At 64.7% G+C, this 16,120-nt stretch carries 22 protein-coding genes; 11 read left to right on the top strand and 11 right to left on the bottom strand.

What is annotated here, in order from left to right:
- Positions 1-2: 2 nt before the first annotated feature.
- Complete coding sequence (locus AC0L3S_RS02630; RefSeq protein ID WP_473277996.1) at positions 3-317, bottom strand: hypothetical protein; 315 nt, start codon at positions 315-317, stop codon at positions 3-5.
- 83 nt (positions 318-400) lie between these two features.
- On the bottom strand, positions 401-607 hold the full coding sequence (locus tag AC0L3S_RS02625) for a hypothetical protein (RefSeq protein ID WP_473277995.1): 207 nt from the start codon (positions 605-607) through the stop codon (positions 401-403).
- A 111-nt stretch (positions 608-718) separates the two neighbouring features.
- Here AC0L3S_RS02625 and AC0L3S_RS02620 point away from each other — a divergent pair, with 111 nt between their 5' ends.
- Positions 719-997, top strand: a complete 279-nt coding sequence (locus AC0L3S_RS02620; protein WP_473257021.1) for a DUF3551 domain-containing protein — start codon at positions 719-721, stop codon at positions 995-997.
- A gap of 18 nt (positions 998-1,015) precedes the next feature.
- Here the strand turns inward: AC0L3S_RS02620 and AC0L3S_RS02615 are convergent, their stop codons facing one another.
- From AC0L3S_RS02615 to AC0L3S_RS02605, 3 genes are all read right to left on the bottom strand, one after another.
- Positions 1,016-1,294 carry a hypothetical protein gene (locus tag AC0L3S_RS02615; protein ID WP_027517641.1) on the bottom strand — a complete coding sequence of 93 codons (279 nt, stop codon included), beginning with the start codon at positions 1,292-1,294 and terminating at the stop codon, positions 1,016-1,018.
- 174 nt (positions 1,295-1,468) lie between these two features.
- A complete protein-coding gene (locus AC0L3S_RS02610; protein ID WP_473277994.1) occupies positions 1,469-2,467 on the bottom strand; it encodes an SH3 domain-containing protein in 999 nt (332 codons plus the stop codon).
- Positions 2,468-2,640: 173 nt separating this feature from the next.
- Complete coding sequence (locus AC0L3S_RS02605) at positions 2,641-4,563, bottom strand: FAD-binding monooxygenase (protein ID WP_473277993.1); 1,923 nt, start codon at positions 4,561-4,563, stop codon at positions 2,641-2,643.
- 102 nt (positions 4,564-4,665) lie between these two features.
- Between AC0L3S_RS02605 and AC0L3S_RS02600 the strand changes: the two genes are divergently transcribed.
- Both AC0L3S_RS02600 and AC0L3S_RS02595 read left to right on the top strand, forming a co-directional pair.
- Positions 4,666-5,130 carry a MarR family winged helix-turn-helix transcriptional regulator gene (locus AC0L3S_RS02600; RefSeq protein ID WP_473277992.1) on the top strand — a complete coding sequence of 155 codons (465 nt, stop codon included), beginning with the start codon at positions 4,666-4,668 and terminating at the stop codon, positions 5,128-5,130.
- Positions 5,131-5,251: 121 nt separating this feature from the next.
- The gene (locus AC0L3S_RS02595; protein WP_473257025.1) at positions 5,252-5,680 is read left to right on the top strand and encodes a COG4315 family predicted lipoprotein; all 429 of its coding nucleotides are present in this window, start codon (positions 5,252-5,254) and stop codon (positions 5,678-5,680) included.
- Positions 5,681-5,687: 7 nt separating this feature from the next.
- Here AC0L3S_RS02595 and AC0L3S_RS02590 read toward each other — a convergent pair whose 3' ends face one another.
- On the bottom strand, positions 5,688-6,305 hold the full coding sequence (locus AC0L3S_RS02590; protein ID WP_473277991.1) for a L,D-transpeptidase: 618 nt from the start codon (positions 6,303-6,305) through the stop codon (positions 5,688-5,690).
- Positions 6,306-6,659: 354 nt separating this feature from the next.
- Between AC0L3S_RS02590 and AC0L3S_RS02585 the strand changes: the two genes are divergently transcribed.
- From AC0L3S_RS02585 to AC0L3S_RS02570, 4 genes are all read left to right on the top strand, one after another.
- Positions 6,660-7,682: a hypothetical protein gene (locus AC0L3S_RS02585; protein ID WP_473277990.1), complete on the top strand. Its 1,023-nt coding sequence runs from the start codon at positions 6,660-6,662 to the stop codon at positions 7,680-7,682.
- A gap of 378 nt (positions 7,683-8,060) precedes the next feature.
- The gene (locus AC0L3S_RS02580) at positions 8,061-8,291 is read left to right on the top strand and encodes a DUF6894 family protein (RefSeq protein ID WP_007591727.1); all 231 of its coding nucleotides are present in this window, start codon (positions 8,061-8,063) and stop codon (positions 8,289-8,291) included.
- Between the two features lie 92 nt (positions 8,292-8,383).
- Positions 8,384-8,773, top strand: a complete 390-nt coding sequence (locus AC0L3S_RS02575) for a hypothetical protein (protein ID WP_027517634.1) — start codon at positions 8,384-8,386, stop codon at positions 8,771-8,773.
- Positions 8,774-8,882: 109 nt separating this feature from the next.
- Complete coding sequence (locus AC0L3S_RS02570) at positions 8,883-9,134, top strand: hypothetical protein (RefSeq protein ID WP_473277989.1); 252 nt, start codon at positions 8,883-8,885, stop codon at positions 9,132-9,134.
- Positions 9,135-9,162: 28 nt separating this feature from the next.
- Here the strand turns inward: AC0L3S_RS02570 and AC0L3S_RS02565 are convergent, their stop codons facing one another.
- The 5 genes from AC0L3S_RS02565 to AC0L3S_RS02545 form a co-directional block, all read right to left on the bottom strand.
- The gene (locus AC0L3S_RS02565; protein WP_018454544.1) at positions 9,163-9,348 is read right to left on the bottom strand and encodes a hypothetical protein; all 186 of its coding nucleotides are present in this window, start codon (positions 9,346-9,348) and stop codon (positions 9,163-9,165) included.
- Positions 9,349-9,523: 175 nt separating this feature from the next.
- Entirely contained in the window at positions 9,524-9,805 is a 282-nt protein-coding gene (gene minE / locus AC0L3S_RS02560) for a cell division topological specificity factor MinE (RefSeq protein ID WP_007609560.1), read from the bottom strand.
- Positions 9,802-10,617, bottom strand: coding sequence for a septum site-determining protein MinD (gene minD, locus AC0L3S_RS02555; RefSeq protein ID WP_007591740.1), 816 nt, complete (start codon positions 10,615-10,617; stop codon positions 9,802-9,804). The genes minE and minD overlap by 4 nt, the downstream gene beginning before the upstream one ends.
- 19 nt (positions 10,618-10,636) lie before the next feature.
- Positions 10,637-11,335, bottom strand: a complete 699-nt coding sequence (gene minC, locus AC0L3S_RS02550; RefSeq protein WP_027569772.1) for a septum site-determining protein MinC — start codon at positions 11,333-11,335, stop codon at positions 10,637-10,639.
- A 284-nt stretch (positions 11,336-11,619) separates the two neighbouring features.
- Positions 11,620-12,636: an ABC transporter substrate-binding protein gene (locus tag AC0L3S_RS02545; RefSeq protein WP_354167437.1), complete on the bottom strand. Its 1,017-nt coding sequence runs from the start codon at positions 12,634-12,636 to the stop codon at positions 11,620-11,622.
- Positions 12,637-12,735: 99 nt separating this feature from the next.
- On the opposite strand from AC0L3S_RS02545, the gene AC0L3S_RS02540 reads away from it, so the two are divergent.
- The 4 genes from AC0L3S_RS02540 (at position 12,736) to AC0L3S_RS02525 (ending at position 16,115) form a co-directional block, all read left to right on the top strand.
- A complete protein-coding gene (locus AC0L3S_RS02540) occupies positions 12,736-13,383 on the top strand; it encodes a TetR/AcrR family transcriptional regulator (protein ID WP_007591743.1) in 648 nt (215 codons plus the stop codon).
- An 85-nt stretch (positions 13,384-13,468) separates the two neighbouring features.
- Positions 13,469-14,239: an ABC transporter permease gene (locus AC0L3S_RS02535; RefSeq protein WP_473257030.1), complete on the top strand. Its 771-nt coding sequence runs from the start codon at positions 13,469-13,471 to the stop codon at positions 14,237-14,239.
- A 30-nt stretch (positions 14,240-14,269) separates the two neighbouring features.
- Positions 14,270-15,307 (top strand): NAD-dependent epimerase/dehydratase family protein, encoded by a 1,038-nt coding sequence (locus AC0L3S_RS02530; RefSeq protein ID WP_473257031.1) that lies wholly within the window; start codon positions 14,270-14,272, stop codon positions 15,305-15,307.
- The gene (locus AC0L3S_RS02525) at positions 15,294-16,115 is read left to right on the top strand and encodes a GNAT family N-acetyltransferase (RefSeq protein ID WP_473277988.1); all 822 of its coding nucleotides are present in this window, start codon (positions 15,294-15,296) and stop codon (positions 16,113-16,115) included. Before AC0L3S_RS02530 ends, AC0L3S_RS02525 begins: the two co-directional genes overlap by 14 nt.
- The last annotated feature ends 5 nt before the right edge of the window (positions 16,116-16,120 follow it).

The following is a 16,120-nucleotide window of genomic DNA, read 5'->3' as shown; positions in this document are numbered from 1 at the left end:
ACCTACTGGCTTTGCGACGGCGTGGGAGCACGCCGCCTGGATCGCTTCGCGCCAGGCTTGGCCGCAGCTCCAGGCGGCGCCGTGTCGACCGATTCCAGATAGGCGGCAAGTGCCTTGGCTGTGGCCGAACTGGTTGCGTAATGGTCCTTCAGGAACCAGGACAGCGTCAGGTTGAAGCGCCCTTTGGCGAGGCCGCGCGGGCTGCGATGGCAGGTCGCGCATCCATCGGCGAAGAGCTTTTGCGGCGACTTGCCGGCATCGAGATTTTGCGCGGCGGCAATTGTCGCCGTCAGGACGGCGGCGGCTGCAAGAGTCATAGTTGGAAGACTCATCAGGCGCGCGGTCACGCCGCGCCCCGATCGAATGTGCGAAATCAATGTCGTCCCTGCCCGTCTTGCGGTCAGGCCGCCAATAGCTGATCGAATTCGGGCGGCGCGTAGGCCTTGCCGTCCTGGTCGGTGATGACGACCTTCCACCCCTCGCTCGCCCAAACCTTCGCCTTCGCGACGATGAGCAAACGGCTCTCGCGGGCAAAACTGCACTTCTCGTTGTCGCGTTCTGCGACCATCTTGTAGGCCAATGCGCATCCCCTTGCGTTGCCCTGCACCCGCTCTCGTCGTGGCAGCGGGCTTTGGCGGCAATTCGCCGGGAGCGTGGCAATTTGGTGCCATCCGCGGCAGCATTGTGCTTTGTTCCGGCTGAGCGAGGGAGATCGATCGTGCGCCGCATCATGAATGCGATTCTGCTTCTCGCGGGCTTGTTTGGTGCGGGCCTGCCCCGCGCAGCGCCGACAGCTGCGCAGACCTACGATCCGCGTCATCCCGTCTGCATCGAGATCTACACGATCGACGGCCGCAGCATCGATTGTAGCTTTGCGACAATGGCGCAGTGCGCCGCGACCGCGTCCGGGCAGTCCGCCCAGTGCTACGCCAATCCCTATGCCGCGCAGAGCCGGCAGCTGAGCCCGGTTCCGTCGCCGCCGCGACGAAGCCGATAGCACAGGTCTGCGCTCCGATCAGTGGACGCGAATGATGTGGGGGCGGCCAAGATCGATCAGCCCCTGCACCGCCGAGAGGCGGTCGTCGAGGGCTGCGATGGTCAGCAACAGATTGTTGCGGCGTTCGTCGAGAAGGCCCATCTCGGCGCCGGAGAGTTTGGTGCTCGATCGCTCCTTGTGAATCACCTCGAGAGATTGGCGCAATCCGGCAATCAGCCCGGACAGCTGCTTGGCTTCCTTGGTCATCGACCGCTTCGCGACATTATGGCGGCGCGTCTCCGCCTGGTTCTGTCTCATCGTCGTCATCCTCCCGTGCCCCGCTGCCCCGAGTGGAATGCTTACAGCTTTGAGTAGACATATTACGATCGATGAAATCTGTCCGCGAAGAAGCTTCTTAAATTGTACGCGCACGGAACCCGGTCCGCCCCGAGCAGAAAGCCCGGCGCGAGGGCCGGGCTTTCGTTGGTAAATTTAGTGCTTTTGGTGGCCGCCACCGGGACCGCCGGCCGGCGCACCGCCGCCGTGCGGCGCGGCGTTGATGTGAGGTGCGCCGCCACCAGCGCCATGAGGCATCGCAGGCGCAGCCGCGCGCGGCGCCGGCATCTGGGCATGAGCATTCATCGGCGAGCCGCGGCTCACATTGGGCTGGGCCATATGCGGCATCGCGGGCCGGCTTGCGGGCGCGGCTGATACACGCGGCGCTTCGTGTGCGCGCGCCATCGGTTGCGCAGGCACACCCGCGCGGTGTGCGGCCTGCTCGTGCATGATGCGGGCCTGTGCATCGCGCGGATTGCGGCCCTGAAGATTGGTCCGCTCATGCGCGATGCGGTCAGCTCGTCCCGCACGGCTCCGGTCCGTCGTCACCGCAGTCTCGTGCCTGGCGATCGCGGCGTCGTGTCGTGAAGTCATGGTATCACGGCCGGAGACCGCGGCCGCGCCCTTAACACTTTCCTTCGCATTTACCTTGGCATTGGCACCGTTGCGCCCGAGTGCGACCGCCGCATCGCGCGTTGCCGCGCGGCCGATGCGAGCCGCGCGCGGATCGATCGTCATCCGCATCGCGTCGCGCTGGTGCGAAGTCCAGTAGCTATTCCAGTGGGCATGCCGCCGATACCAGGGCCGCCCCTGATAATAGCTCGACCAGTACGAGGTCAGCACGAAGGGGACGATCGGCACGTCGATCTCGTCAACATAGTCGGGGAGATAGACGTAGTGATTGCGGTAGAGATATTCGAGATATTGCGACGACACCCAGCCGCGGTCATCCGAGAAGCTCACGTCGCACCAGGCATTGCCGCGCAGGCAACCATGGATGTCGACGCGGGCGCCCTCGGGGATGCGATCGACCAGCGGGAAGCCCGGACCCGGCCCGGCGCGCAGGCCGGTCGAGACGGTGACCATGCCCGGTGCGGCCAACGCGGCCGTCGGGGCGAGCAGCAATGCGGCTAACAACACGCTTCGGAATTTCATGGCGTAGTCCTCCTCTTTCGAGTCGGAACGCGCAGGCACAGCGGGCGTTCCGCGTGCGAAGATCTCATTCGTCAAAAGATCGAGACGTATACCGCGCGCGGTTCAATATTCATTCGCCGTTCATCGACACCGCACGGAGAGAGAGCCTGCGGGTGCGCCGGCGACCTCACTCGTCAGTTCACTTGCAGCATGAAGGCGTCGAAGTACGCAGCAAGCGCAGCAAAATCATCGAGCGGCAGCACGGTCGCGACATACTGATCCGGCCGCACTACGACCATGCAGCCCGCCCTACGGTCGATGCCGCGCATGGTGAAAACGTCCTGACCATTCTTGAGGTCCGGACAGAACATCTTCTCGTAGTCGATCAGGCCGTACCGGCCCTTGCGCGGAAGCAGCAGCGCGGGCATCGCCTCGACCGCGAGCTCGCGATGATCCTGCTGGAACACCGCCCGCAGGTCGATCACGCTGTCGATGTCGGCGGCCGCGGGCGTGTAACGCCGGACCGGCGACTCCCGCGCCTCGGAGAGGAAATTGCACAAGGCGCGAATGGCCGAGCCGGCGGCTGCCGGATCATCAGCGCCGGAGAAAGCGTAGATGCGGAAGCGGCCATCCGCCGGCGCGGCGTGCCCGAGATGCACCGGCTTGGCATCCGCAAGCCGGATCACCGGTGCGGAATGAAAGCGCGTCCCGATGACGAAACCTTGCGCGAGATGCTGATGGGAGGTCGCTCCGGTCAGAACCGACGGGCGGTAATGCGTCGCCGTGCCCGCGGTGTAGCGGCCGTGCTTCACGAAATAGTCCTGCATCCTGGCGGCGTCGGCGCCGCCGGTCTTGGCCGCGGACGCAAGAATCCCCGCCCATTCGCGATCGAAATCGATCAGCTCTTTCGCAACCGCCTGGCGCTCCTCCGAATAGGAATGCAGCAGGCTCGGCGCAGACTGCTTGCGCAAAACGGCAGCGAGCTTCCAGCCGAGATTGAAGGCGTCCTGCATCGAGACGTTCATGCCCTGCCCCGCCTTCGGGCTGTGGGTGTGGCAGGCATCGCCGGCGATGAAGATCCGCGGCAGACGCGTGGCGATATCGGTCTCCGGCACGTCGTCGAACTTGTCGGTCAGGCGCTGGCCGATCTCGTAGACCGACCACCACGCGATCTCCTTCACATCGAGCGTATGCGGCTTCAGGATCCGCTGCGCTTTCGCGATCACGTCATCCGCGGTGATGTTGCGATTGGCGACGCGCTCGCCGATGTCGAGCTTGGCGAGCTCGACATAGAGGCGGACCATGTAGCCGCCCTCGCGCGGAATGATCAGCAGGCTGCCGTCCTTCGCCGACTGGATCAGGGCCTTGAAGCGGATGTCCGGAAAATCGGTCACCGCCAGCACGTCCATCACGCCCCAGGCATGATTGGCGGAATCGCCAAGCAACTCGCGGCCGATCGATCTGCGCACCATGCTGCGAGCGCCGTCGCAGCCGACGACGTAGCGCGCCTTGATCGTCTCGACCTTGCCCTCGTTCTCGGCATCGACCCGTTCGAGCCGCGCCGTCACGGCATGGTCGGAGGGACCCGCGGCCGGATCGACCCGAAGGTCGAGCAGGCGCCGGCTGTAATGGGGCTCGAGCCTCGCCGGCGCCTTGCGCATGACGTCGAGAAAGCCGTCATGGATGCGCGCCTGGTTGAGAATGACGTGCGGGAATTCCGACAAACCGTCCTCGACGTCCTGCACCCGGCCGCTGCGGACGATATGTTCCGGCGCCCGCTCGTCCGGCTTCCAGAATGTCGTCTCGTTCACCCAGCAGGCTTCCTTCAGGACGCGCTCACTGAATCCGAAGGCGTGGAACATCTCCATGGTGCGGCATGCGATGCCGTCGGCCTGCCCGACCAGCAGGCGGCCCGGCTTCTGCTCGACGATGCAGGTCTTGATGTCGGCAAACTGGGCAAGCTGGGCCGCGAGCGTCAGGCCCGCAGGGCCACAGCCGACGATGAGGACATCGACCTCGTCAGGCACGCCCCCCGTTGCGCCCGAACCCTGAATGCGCGCGGCGGGATCGGCGATCTCAGGGTCGCCCGGCTGAAATCCATTGAGATGGAATTGCATGAGCACCTCTCCCGGATACGCTCTGTTTGGATATTGCTCAGTATGCTGACTATCAGTATACTTGTCAACGACCCGGCGGACCTGCCCCAACGGAGAAATTCGGTGAGAGACAACAACGACATGCCCGGACATCTGGCGCGCCGATTCCAGCAGATTGCGGTCGCGGTGTTTCTGGCCGAAGTCGGGGATGCCGGGTTCGACCTTACGCCGGTGCAATACGCCGCGCTCGCGACCATCAAGGCTAATCCTGGGCTCGACCAGGTGACCCTCGCAGGATTGATTGCCTACGACCGCACCACCATCACCGGCGTGATCGACCGCCTCGTGCAAAAGGGGCTCGCGGAGCGCCGCGCCTCGCGCCGCGACCGGCGTGCCCGCGAGCTCGAGATCACCGACGAAGGCCGCCGCACGTTGCGCAAGATCACGCCGGCCGTGGAATCCGCGCAACGCATCATGCTGCGCGGCCTCAGCGCGAAAGAAAGTGAGGAGCTGATGCGCCTTCTGCACAAGGCCATCGCCGCCGGCAACGAGCTCAGCCGCGCCCCGCTGCGCGAGGCGCAGGCATAACCCCCGTAATTCTACCGGTAATTGTCGCAGTGTCGCGAAACCAGGAACTAACCTTCGCCTGTTACGGTCGGCCGCATTCGGCGTTTAACGCGCGATTAACTTTGCCGGTCTGGAGTTTCGGATGTTCAGGTTCCTCATTGCGGCGGCGGCCATCGCGCTCTCGACCGCTCCGGCACTCGCGAACGGCCATGGCGGCGGCGATGCCCCTCCTCCGCCGAAGCCCGCGACCTCACCGGCGAAGGTCATCCTGACCAAGCAAGGCCCCACGCTCGTCGACCTCAACGGCATGACGCTCTACTATTACGAGCGCGATACCACCGGCAAGACGTCGAACTGCAACGGCAAATGCGTCGAGAGCTGGATTCCGCTCTCCGCAACGGCCGATGCCAAGGCGATCGGCGACTTCACCGTGATCAACCGCAACGACGGCAGCAAGATGTGGGCATATCGCTATCGTCCGCTCTACACCTCGCCGGCCGACAAGGCGCCGGGCGAGGCCAACGGCAATGCCACGACGCTGCAATGGCGCATCGCCCGTCCCGAGAACTAGGGCGACCTCACCCGCGCCAGCTGGGTCGCGCCTCGACTTGCGCGTTCTGTCCGGGCGGCAGCACCACGACCGTTGAATTGAGCTTCACCCGGTCATAGAGATCGATCACGTCCTCGTTGCGCATCCGGATGCATCCCGACGAGATCGCCTGCCCGATATATTCCGGCTGGTTGGTGCCGTGGATGCGGTAGAGCGTGTCCTTGTTGCCGGCATAGAGATAGATGCCGCGAGCACCCAGCGGATTCGCGGGACCACCGGGCACACGCGCCGGATAGGGTCCGAGCCGCGCCTGGATGTCCGCCGTCGGAACCCAGTCCGGCCATTCCGCAAGGCGACCGACCCGCGCGACCCCGGAGAACGCCATGGCTTCCTCGCCGACCGCGACACCGTAGCGGATCGCCTTGCCTTCGGGCAGCACGAAGTAGAGGTAGCGCGCATCGGTATCGACCAGGATCGTGCCCGGCTGCTCCTTGCGCGGGTAATCGACGATATGACGAAGATATTGCTCGGGCACGTTCGCCTGCGCGTACGGCGTATGAGCGAGTAACTGCCGGTCGCGCGGCGTCATGCTTGCGTCCGTCGATGGCGAAAGCGTCGTCTGCATGCAGCCGCCCAACGGAAGCATGGCAAGGACGAATAGAACGAATAAGGATCTTGGCACCGCCGGCCCCGATAGCGATAGCAGCACCCCCAGCGACCCCAGATGCTGCCAAAATCGTGCTGAAAACAAGGCATGGCGGAACAATTGCGCGTGTTTTCTGAGGCGGGTTCCATCACCACAAACGGCGCAAGAGCGTCGCACAGTCTCCATCCCCTCGCCTTGCTTTGGTCAAACCCGGCTGGACTCGTGCGTCATGTGCTTGGGCCTCGGGAATTGGATGGGCTCACCTCACGGATCTGCTCGCGCGAATGCGGACGGCCAACACTTCAACTACTCAACACCCGGGCTTCAAAACACCCGGGCTTCAAAGGAGCTGCGATGCTCGCGACGCTGAACTCTCGGCAAATCGTCGATGAGATCGTGAAGGACACGGTCACGAACAACGACCCGCACGACGCGGTGCAGATTTCGCCTGACATTGTGCTGGCCTCGCGCCGTCTCAGCGTCGCGCCCGCGCTTGCGCCTGAGATCACGGCCCGTCCGGACCCCAAAATAGATCCGGCGTTCGCGCTGAAGTCCAGGATGAATCCGGAGCCGAAGTTCAGTCCCATCGCGGAGCCGCAGGCGGCAGCGCCCTCGGTCGACACCGCCGTGCGCGTCGCGCCCGGTGATGGCCTCAGCCGGCAGAAGCGCTCCTCGGCCGGCAAATGGCTGCGCGGCGCGTTCGTCACGATGCTGTTTGCGGGCGGAAGCGCGGCCGCCACTGTCGCCTGGGAGAAACATGGCGACACCGCAAGACAGATGCTCGCCGAATGGACGCCGGCATTGGCGTCGCTACTGCCTTCGACCTCGGAGACGGCACCGCTCGCCGCCGCACAGGCTGCGCCGCCTGCGGACCAGGCCGCAACGGGTCAAGCCGCCACGGATCAAGCGGTCGATCAATCTGCGGCTCCGCCTGCAACCCAGGTTGCAGCAGCAGTGCCCACGGCAACACAACCCGATCCTGTACAATCGGTGCAGTCGATGACGCGCGATCTCATCGCGATGGCGCAACAGATCGAGCAGCTCAAGGCCAACATCGCCGAGTTGAAGGCCGGGCAGGAGCAGATGGCACGCGAGATGGCGAAGCCGCCGGCGCCGAAGCCGGTGGCCGATGCGAAGCCGCGCGTCGATCCGCGCGCGCAAATGTCCGCGCTACCGCCGCGACCTGCGCCGCCGCCGGTTCGCATACCGAAGCCGGTCGTCTCGCATACTTACATGCCGGCTTATTCGCCCGCGCCGCTCGCGCCGCCGCCGCCGGCCTCGCAGGCTGCCGCAGCCCCACCGCCAGCTGCCATGACGACGCAAGCCGTTGCCGACGACGACGGACCTGTCGTGCGCCCGCCAATGCCGCTGCGCTGAACCATCTCACGCGAGGACACGACGCGTCGCGCCAGGAACGCTGTCCGAGTCGGTGTGATGCGTTGAGTCCGGATGACTACGGGAAGCGATGCTTCGATCGTTTTTGCATCAAGAGAAAAGGCCGTCGGGATCTATGCCGGCGGCCTTCTCTTGCAGCTGCCGGTTCCCGGAGCCCGGTTCTGCTGCAATTCCATGCCTCATGATCACGCCGACATCTTTAATAAAATCTTAACACGCTTGAATCTTGCACATCATTTCTGCGCCATAAGCACAGAGATTGCGCGCGCCGTTCATTCGATAAACATCGACTCAGTGGTACCATCGGTCATGTGTTGAAACGTCGACCCGAAGCTCAATTCGTCATACCGGGGAATTCGGATGCCTTACTATTCCTTCGATCTCGTGGTTGGTGAAGAGTTCAAGAACCAGGGCGGTATCATCCTCGAAGACATCGAGGTCGCCTCCGATCGCGCCGTTCAGCTGGCCACCGAGCTGTCGCAGGTGAAGCCCGAGCTGCAAAGCAAGGGTTGCGCTGTGCGCGTCACCGACCGCGATCACAAAGAGGTCTATCGCACGCCGCTTGATCCGGTGCCGGCCTGGCGGCGCTAGCTCGCCGGCCGTCTTCGCGGCCGCACGCTATCCCCATTGCGGAGCGGCGCGCCAGCCGTTAGCCTTCCCGAAAATTCGGGGAGGTACCAAGGATGCGCACTGGTTTTCTGATGACGGCCCTGTTGCTGCTGGCGGCGCCGGCCCAAGCGGCCGACCATCCACGTTCGACCTATGTCACGTTGGTTTTGCAAGCGTTCGCCGCCAAGGTCGAATGTCCCGGCACCGATGTCGTCTACCAGGATCTGGTGCAGAAGGCGGAGCAGATGCAGCTGCCCGAAGGCACCACCGAGAAGGTCCGCAAGGCGATCGCCTGGATGCACACCGGCGGCAAATTGGGCGAGAAGCAGGACGACGATCTGATGGCCGAGGTCGCGGTGGCCACCCAGGCGACCGACCTCAACCAACGCCGCCTCGGCATGCCCAGCTGGTGCGAGGCCCAGAAGACCAACCTCGCCGGCCTGATCCGCAGCAAGGGCGGCTAGCGTGATCGCGCGGCGTTAAGCACGCCGCGCCGGAACTTTCGCTTCGGCCAATAATCGTCACAATCCTCGCCAGCATGCGGCTCTCTTCGAATTCGAACAGGGGAGCCCCATGCGGATCAACCATGTCCTTCTTGCCGTGGCGTTTGCCGTCGCCATGACGCCGACTGCGCCCGTGCTGGCGAAGAATTCCGATACCCAGAAGGGCGAGGACAAATCGACCTCGTCGTCATCGTGTAGCGCCTATCAGCAGGCGCCGGACGGCTCGTGGGAGCCGCTCCCCTGCAAGGAGACCGGCGAGCGCTCGCAGCCGCAGACGCAGCATCGCACATCACCGCAGGGCGCGGATCGCGGGGAGCATTGAACGCGGGGAACCTTGACGCGCGAGGGTGTCAGCTCTGGTGCGGACCGCGGATGATCTTCATCGCGTCGGCGATGTGACGCCACTCCTTAGCCTCATCGGCCTCGCCGCGGCCCTCGCAAGCCCTGGCCTGTTCGGCGGCCTTCGCGATCGCCGCAAAACCATGCTGTTCCAGCATCTGGCGCGCGACGGTGTGGACCTGGACCTCGGTCATCATGGGCGTTCTCCCGTTTGACGAAACCGCGGTGCATCGCGCCGCCGCGGCTTGTTCACAACGATTGAGCCCCGGACCTCGTTCCGCAGCGTTCCCGTCCGCGCGCAAAAGGCGGCCCGCTATGCCCAGCGGACCGCCTTTTCACCCACCCCAATTTGAAGCGTCGCGGCCGAAATCCCTATCCGGCCGCCGCGCGCCTGCGCTCGAAATCGTTGGGCACCTCGATATCGACCTCGAGGGTCGAGACCTCGTCGCCGCGATCGAGCCGGACGATGACCTTGGTCGGGTCCAGCGTGACGTGCCTGGAGACGACCGCGAGAATTTCCTCACGCAGCACACCGAGCAGATCGGGCTGGCCGCGCAGTCCGCGTTCATGGGCAAGCAGGATCTGCAACCGTTCGCGCGCGACGGGTGCAGAGGCCTTGTTGCCGCGGAGAAGCCGAAGCAGACCCATGCTCATGCGGCCCTCCGTCGCAGCAGGCGGTCCATGAATCCCTTGCGCTCGGTCGGCACCTGCATCGGCACGGTGTCGCCGCACAGCCGCCGCGCCGCGTCGATATAGGCCCGCGCCGGGGCGCCTTCCGCGTTCGAGAGCGTCACGGGCGTACCGACATTGGAGGCGCGCAGCACGTCCTGGCTCTCCGGGATGATGCCGAGCAAGGGTGTTGCAAGAATTTCGAGAATGTCCTCGATAGTCAGCATCTCGCCGCGCGCGGCGCGCGAGGGATCATAGCGGGTGATGAGAATGTGCTTCTCGACCCGCTCGCCCTTCTCGGCCCGCACCGTCTTGGAATCGAGCATGCCGATGATGCGATCAGAATCGCGCACCGAGGAGACTTCGGGATTGGTGACGATCACGGCTTCGTCGGCAAAGCGCATCGCCATGGAGGCGCCGCGCTCGATGCCGGCCGGGCTGTCGCAGATCACCCAGTCGAAACGGCTGCGCAGATCGTCGATGACCTTGCCCACTCCCTCTTCGGTCAGCGCGTCCTTGTCGCGGGTTTGCGAGGCCGGCAGCAGCCAGAGGTTCTCCAGCCGCTTGTCCTTGATCAGCGCCTGCGGCAGCTTTGCGACACCCTGCACCACGTTGATGAGGTCGAACACGACGCGGCGTTCGGCGCCCATCACGAGGTCGAGGTTGCGCAAGCCGACGTCGAAATCGACGACCACGACCTTTTCGCCGCGTTGCGCGAGCGCAGCCCCCAGTGCGGCGGTCGTCGTCGTCTTACCGACGCCCCCCTTGCCTGACGTCACGACCAGTACCTTGGCCATCTCAAAAATCTCCTTCTGGTCAGTTCAGCGCAGTAATTCGCATGGTGTTGCCCTGGAGCCAGGCTTGGGCCGGCTTGCCGCGCAGGGCCGCGTCGATATCGTCGGCGGTCTGGTAAAAGCCATCGATTGCAAGCAGTTCAGCCTCGATCTTCTGACAATAGATGCGTGCGCTCGTGTGACCGTTCACGCCCGCCATGGCGCGGCCGCGCAGCGCGCCGTAGATGTGAATGGAGCCGCCGGCGACGACCTCGGCGCCCGAGCCGACCGACCCCAGAATGGTGACGTCGCCTTCGGGGAAGATCACGGTCTGGCCGGAGCGCACGGGGCTTTCGAGCAGCAGCGAGGTCGGCTTGGTCTCGACCTTTGCCTCAACCTTCTTGGGCGCACTCGGTTCGACCACGCAGCTCCGCCCGCCCGACAGCAGCGGCGGCATCATGGGGGTCAGCCGGCCCTCCTCCACGCCCTCGATCCCGAGCACGCGGATGTTGCGGTCCTGAAGGCTGGTGAGCAGATGGCCGATGCCGGACTGGCTGAGATCGACCGAGGACAGGTCGATCACCACGGGGCGGCCCGCGAAGAAGCCCGGCGAGCGCGCGATGGTGGTGTCGATCTCCTGCAGCCAGTCCTGGATCGGAACCGTCGGCACGAACACGAAGGCCACATAGGAGCGCCCACGCAAGCGCACCATTTGGCGTTGAGGTTTTACTGCAGCCTCCATAGCGGCCGACTCGTTCCCTGTTATTGAATAATTAACGATGCCGCCGATATGGTTAATGGCCGGTTAATTTCTCCGTGGGGTTACGTGGAGGCGGGCTGGCCGGCCGTGGCTCTCGGCGACGGGCAGCCGCCCCGATCTCCGGTGTCGTCCTGGCGAAAGCCAGTACCCATACCGCGGGATCCATCGATGCGGACGGTGGGAGCACCGAACCACGAGTCTTCGCCAAACCGCGCCCTGGGGTGATGGGTCCTGGCTTTCGCCAGGACGACGATAAGGAAGCCCCCCTACTTCTTGACCTTGCTCGCATCCATCTTGATGGCGGGATCGAGCATCTTGGTCGTGAACGCCGTCGTGACGTCGAACGGCTTCTCCATGCCGAGATAGGTCTGGACCAGCTCGTAGTCCTTCTTCATGCGCTCACCGTCGATCCAACCGAGCGCCTTCGTCGTCGTGAATTCGTCCGTCATCAGGAACTTGATGCGCTCCCACTGGCGCTCCTGATTCTCCTTGTCGAGACCGGAGACCTGATCGAGCAACGCCTTCAGGCAGGGCGCGGCGTCGGCGACGCAAGTCGCGAACGCCTTTTGCGTGACCCGCACGAACTCCTCGACCAGCTTCGGGTTCTTCTGCAGATAGCCGCCGTTGACGATCAGCGAATTGCCGTAAGGGTTGAGCCCGATGTCCTTCCAATTGACGTAGCCGAGATCGCTCCCGAACTCGATCACCTTCAAATCGTGCTCGTTGTAGAAGTCGCTGATGATGTCGACGGTATGGCTCTTCAGCGCGGCGATCTTCGCCGTCGGCCCGACATTGACGAAGCCGACGGAGTCCGGGGCAAGCCCTGCGGCCTTGGCGAAAGCCGGCCACATCACGCGCGAGGCGTCCCCGGGCGGATTGCCGATCTTGTGGCCGGCAAAATCCTTGACCCCGTTCACGCCGTAGCTCTTCAGCCAGTAGAAGGTCTGGCCGGTGTTGGCGTAGACGCTCATGACGGCAACAGCGTCAGCGCCCTTGCTCTTCGCCACCAGCATGGTGGCGAGATCGGCGACGCCGAACGGCGAGCCCCCGGAGCCGACCTTGGCGGCGGAGACACCGGAGCCCTTGCCGACCTCGATGGTCAGATCGATGCCCGCCTTCTCGTACCAGCCTTGCGCCTTGGCGTAATAGTACGGCGAGTGATCGGCGGTCGGTGCCCAGTTCAGGATCAGATTGACCGCCTCGCCCGCGGTCGCGGGCACGACTGGTGAACCGAGCATCAGGGCCACAGCCAGAGCCGAGCCCGCCGCCTGCAAACGCTTCATCGCATCTCTCCTCGTGCCTGCGACCGGCTTGTCGCTCTCCCCCTGTGAGGATACCAATGCAACAAGGCCGCCCTCAACTTGTCAACTGTTTGGTTGGAAATGCCCGCAAAACGTTCAGGCGACACCGTGCCGCAGCGGCGCGACCCGGTCGCCACCCGCAAGAAACTGCTCACCGCGGCGCGCGAGGAGTTCGCCCGGCACGGCTTTGCCGGTGCCCGCGTCGACGAGATCGCGGAGCGCGCCGGCGTCAACAAGCAGCTCGTCTACCATTATTTCGGCGACAAGGACGCGCTCTATCTTGCCGTGCTCGAATGGGTTTACGCCGATATTCGCGAGCAGGAGCGCCAGCTCAATCTCGAAGGCCTGCCGCCTGAAAAGGCGATCCGGAAGCTGATCGAAGCCTCGTTCGATTACCTGGCGACGAACCCCGATTTCATCGTGCTTCTGAACGACGAGAACCGCGGCGGTGCCCGCCACGTCCGCGGTTCGACGCGGCTGGAGGCGATGCATTCGCCGCTGGTGAAGAGCGTGTCCCACATCCTTCACGAGGGCGTCCGCGCCGGCATGTTCCGCAAGGGGATCGACCCAATCCAGCTCTATATCTCCATCGCGGGCCTCAGCTATTTCTATCTCTCCAACACACCGACGCTGTCGGCGATCTTCGGCAAGGACCTGTCGAGCCGGGCGGCGCGGCGCGCCCGCCGCCGGCACGTCGCCGATCTCGTACTGCATTCGCTCCGGCCGTAATCAACCAACTGGTTGAAACTTCCCTCCGGGACGGTTAGGCTAGAGACCAGGCGGCAAGGTGGCCGGCGGCAACAGGGAGCAACCGGTGACAGGAGACGGCGCCCGCAATACGCGCAGCTTTGCGGTCATCCTGATCGTGCACCTCGCCGTGCTCGTGCTCTGGCAGGTCCTGGTCGATGCCTTCCACGTGCCAAAGTTCATCCTGCCCTCGCCGCTCGCGACAATCCAGACGCTGGGAACCGCGAGTTACGCCTGGGGCGCCAATACGCTGGTGACGGCGATCGAGATCCTCGGCGGCTTTGCGCTCGGCGCATTCGTCGGTGTGGCGCTGGCCGTCATCTTCAGCTGGGCGCCGCTGATCAGCCTCGTACTGCTGCCGCTGTTCGTGACGCTGAATATGATCCCAAAGGTCGCGCTCGGTCCGCTCCTCATCGTCTGGTTCTCCTACGGCATCGTGCCGAACATCCTGATCGCCTTCAGCATCTGCTTCTTCCCGATCCTGCTCACCACCGCGCGTGGCTTGCGCGAGGTGGAGCCGGATCTGCTCGACCTCGTCAAATCGCTGCGCGGCTCGCGCTGGACGCTGTTCCGCAAGATCCAGCTGCCGGGATCGCTGCCTTACATCTTCTCCGGCATGAAGGTCGGCGCCATCCTCGCGGTCGCCGGCGCCATTGTCGGCGAGTTCATCGCCTCCGAGCGCGGGCTCGGCTACCTCATGATCCAGGTGCAATCCTCGCTCGACACGCCCGCGATGGTGATGGCTGTCGTGCTGCTGACGCTGCTCGGCGTCGCGCTTTACGGCTTCGTGCTCGTCCTCGAACGCATGTTCGTGGTCGGTGACGCAACACCGACTTGAACGGCAAAGCCAAGACCAAGGACCACAACCATGCTCCTGACCCGCCAGACACTGCCGAAGACCATCCCCGATATCGCCGCGCTCGACGATCTCCTGTGCCGGCCGACGCAGGCATTGATCGACGACCTCGCCAGGGTCGAGGGCGACATCATGGTCCTCGGCGTCGCCGGCAAGATGGGGCCGACGCTGGCGGGGCTTGCCAAAGCCGCAGCGCCCGATCGCCGCGTCATCGGCGTCGCCCGCTTCAGCGACGCCGGCGTCAAGGACTGGCTGCATGCGCGTGGCGTCGAGGCCATCAGTTGCGACCTGATGGACGAGACCGCGATTCAGGCGCTGCCGAAGGCGCCGAACATCGTCTTCATGGCCGGCCGCAAATTCGGCGCGGAGGGCGATCTGTCGCTGACCTGGGCGATGAATGCGCACGTGCCGGCGCTGGTCGCGCAGGCCTTCCCGTCATCGCGGATCGTGGCGTTCTCGACCGGCTGCATCTATCCCTTCGTCCCGGTCGACGGCAAAGGCTCGAGCGAGGACATGGCGCCGAACCCGCCCGGCGAATACGCCCAGTCCTGCGTCGGCCGCGAGCGCATGTTCGAGTATTTTTCGCGCAAGTTCGGGACGCCCGGGCGGCTGTTCCGCCTCAACTACGCGATCGACATGCGCTATGGCGTGCTCCACGACATCGCATCGAAAGTGCTCACGGGCACGCCGATCGACGTCAGCATCGGTCATGTCAATTTCATCTGGCAGGGCGATGCCTCGTCCCAGGCGCTGCGCTGCCTCGCGCATTGCACGGCGCCGACCTCGTCGATCAATGTCAGCGGCCACGAGATCTTGGCGGTGCGCGACCTCGCGGCAAGATTCGGGGCGAGGTTCGGCCGCGCGCCGGTGCTGACAGGAAACGAACAGCCGACGGCGTGGCTGACGGACACGTCCAAGGCAGTCGAGCTGTTCGGCCTGCCGGTCGTCGACACCGATCAGCTGATCGCATGGACCGCGGATTGGGTGTCCCGCGCCATGCCGAGCCTCGGCAAGCCCACCAAATACGAGGTGCGCGATGGACGCTACTGACGATCCGGCCATCATCAAGCTCGGCGTCGACGATGCGATCGCCGGGCTCGTGCTGTCGGCGGAAGCACGCTGGAACCAGACCGAGGAGGACTGGCGCATCTTCCTGCACGACGGAATCGTGTTCGGCATCCGCGACGGCAGACGGCTGGTGGCAACCGCGGCCCTGCTGCCCTACTCCAGCAAAAACGCCTGGATCAGCATGGTGCTGGTGTCAGGCACCCATCGCCGCCGCGGCCTTGCAACGCGCCTCGTCGATGCCTGCCTGGAAACCGCCCGCAGGAACGGCCTGACAAGCTGGCTCGACGCGACGCCCGACGGTGCTGCCGTCTATGGGCCGCTCGGGTTCACGCCGACCCTGCAATTGCGCCGTCTCAAGCTGGTGAAATCCGCGTCCGCATCCGGGCAGGCACCTTCATCCGCGACGCTCGACGCGCTCTGCGCGCGTGACCGGCGCGCTACGGGCCTCGATCGAACCGCCCTGCTCTCCAACTTCGCTCAGCGTCCCGGCTCACGCATCGTTTCCGCGAACGGCGCCATCGCGCTGGTTCGCGACGGACGCACCGCGCGCCATATCGGCCCGCTGTTTGCCGACGACACCGCAGCCGCGCTGACCCTGGTCGATGCCATTGCGCAATCTGAAACCGGACCGCTGCTGCTCGACGCCGTCACGTCGCAAGCCGCGTTCCCTGACGGATTGACCGCATCGGGCTGGAGCATCGAACGCCCGTTCCAGCGCATGCGGTTCGGCCCCGCCAGTGCCGCGGGGGAAGACATGCCGTTTGCCGTCGCCGGCCCTGAATTCGGATAGGACAT

It is taken from the genome of Bradyrhizobium sp. Ken01 (assembly GCF_055807355.1).
Note: the sequence above shows the minus strand (reverse complement) of the source record. Positions and strands in the feature narration are given on the sequence as shown.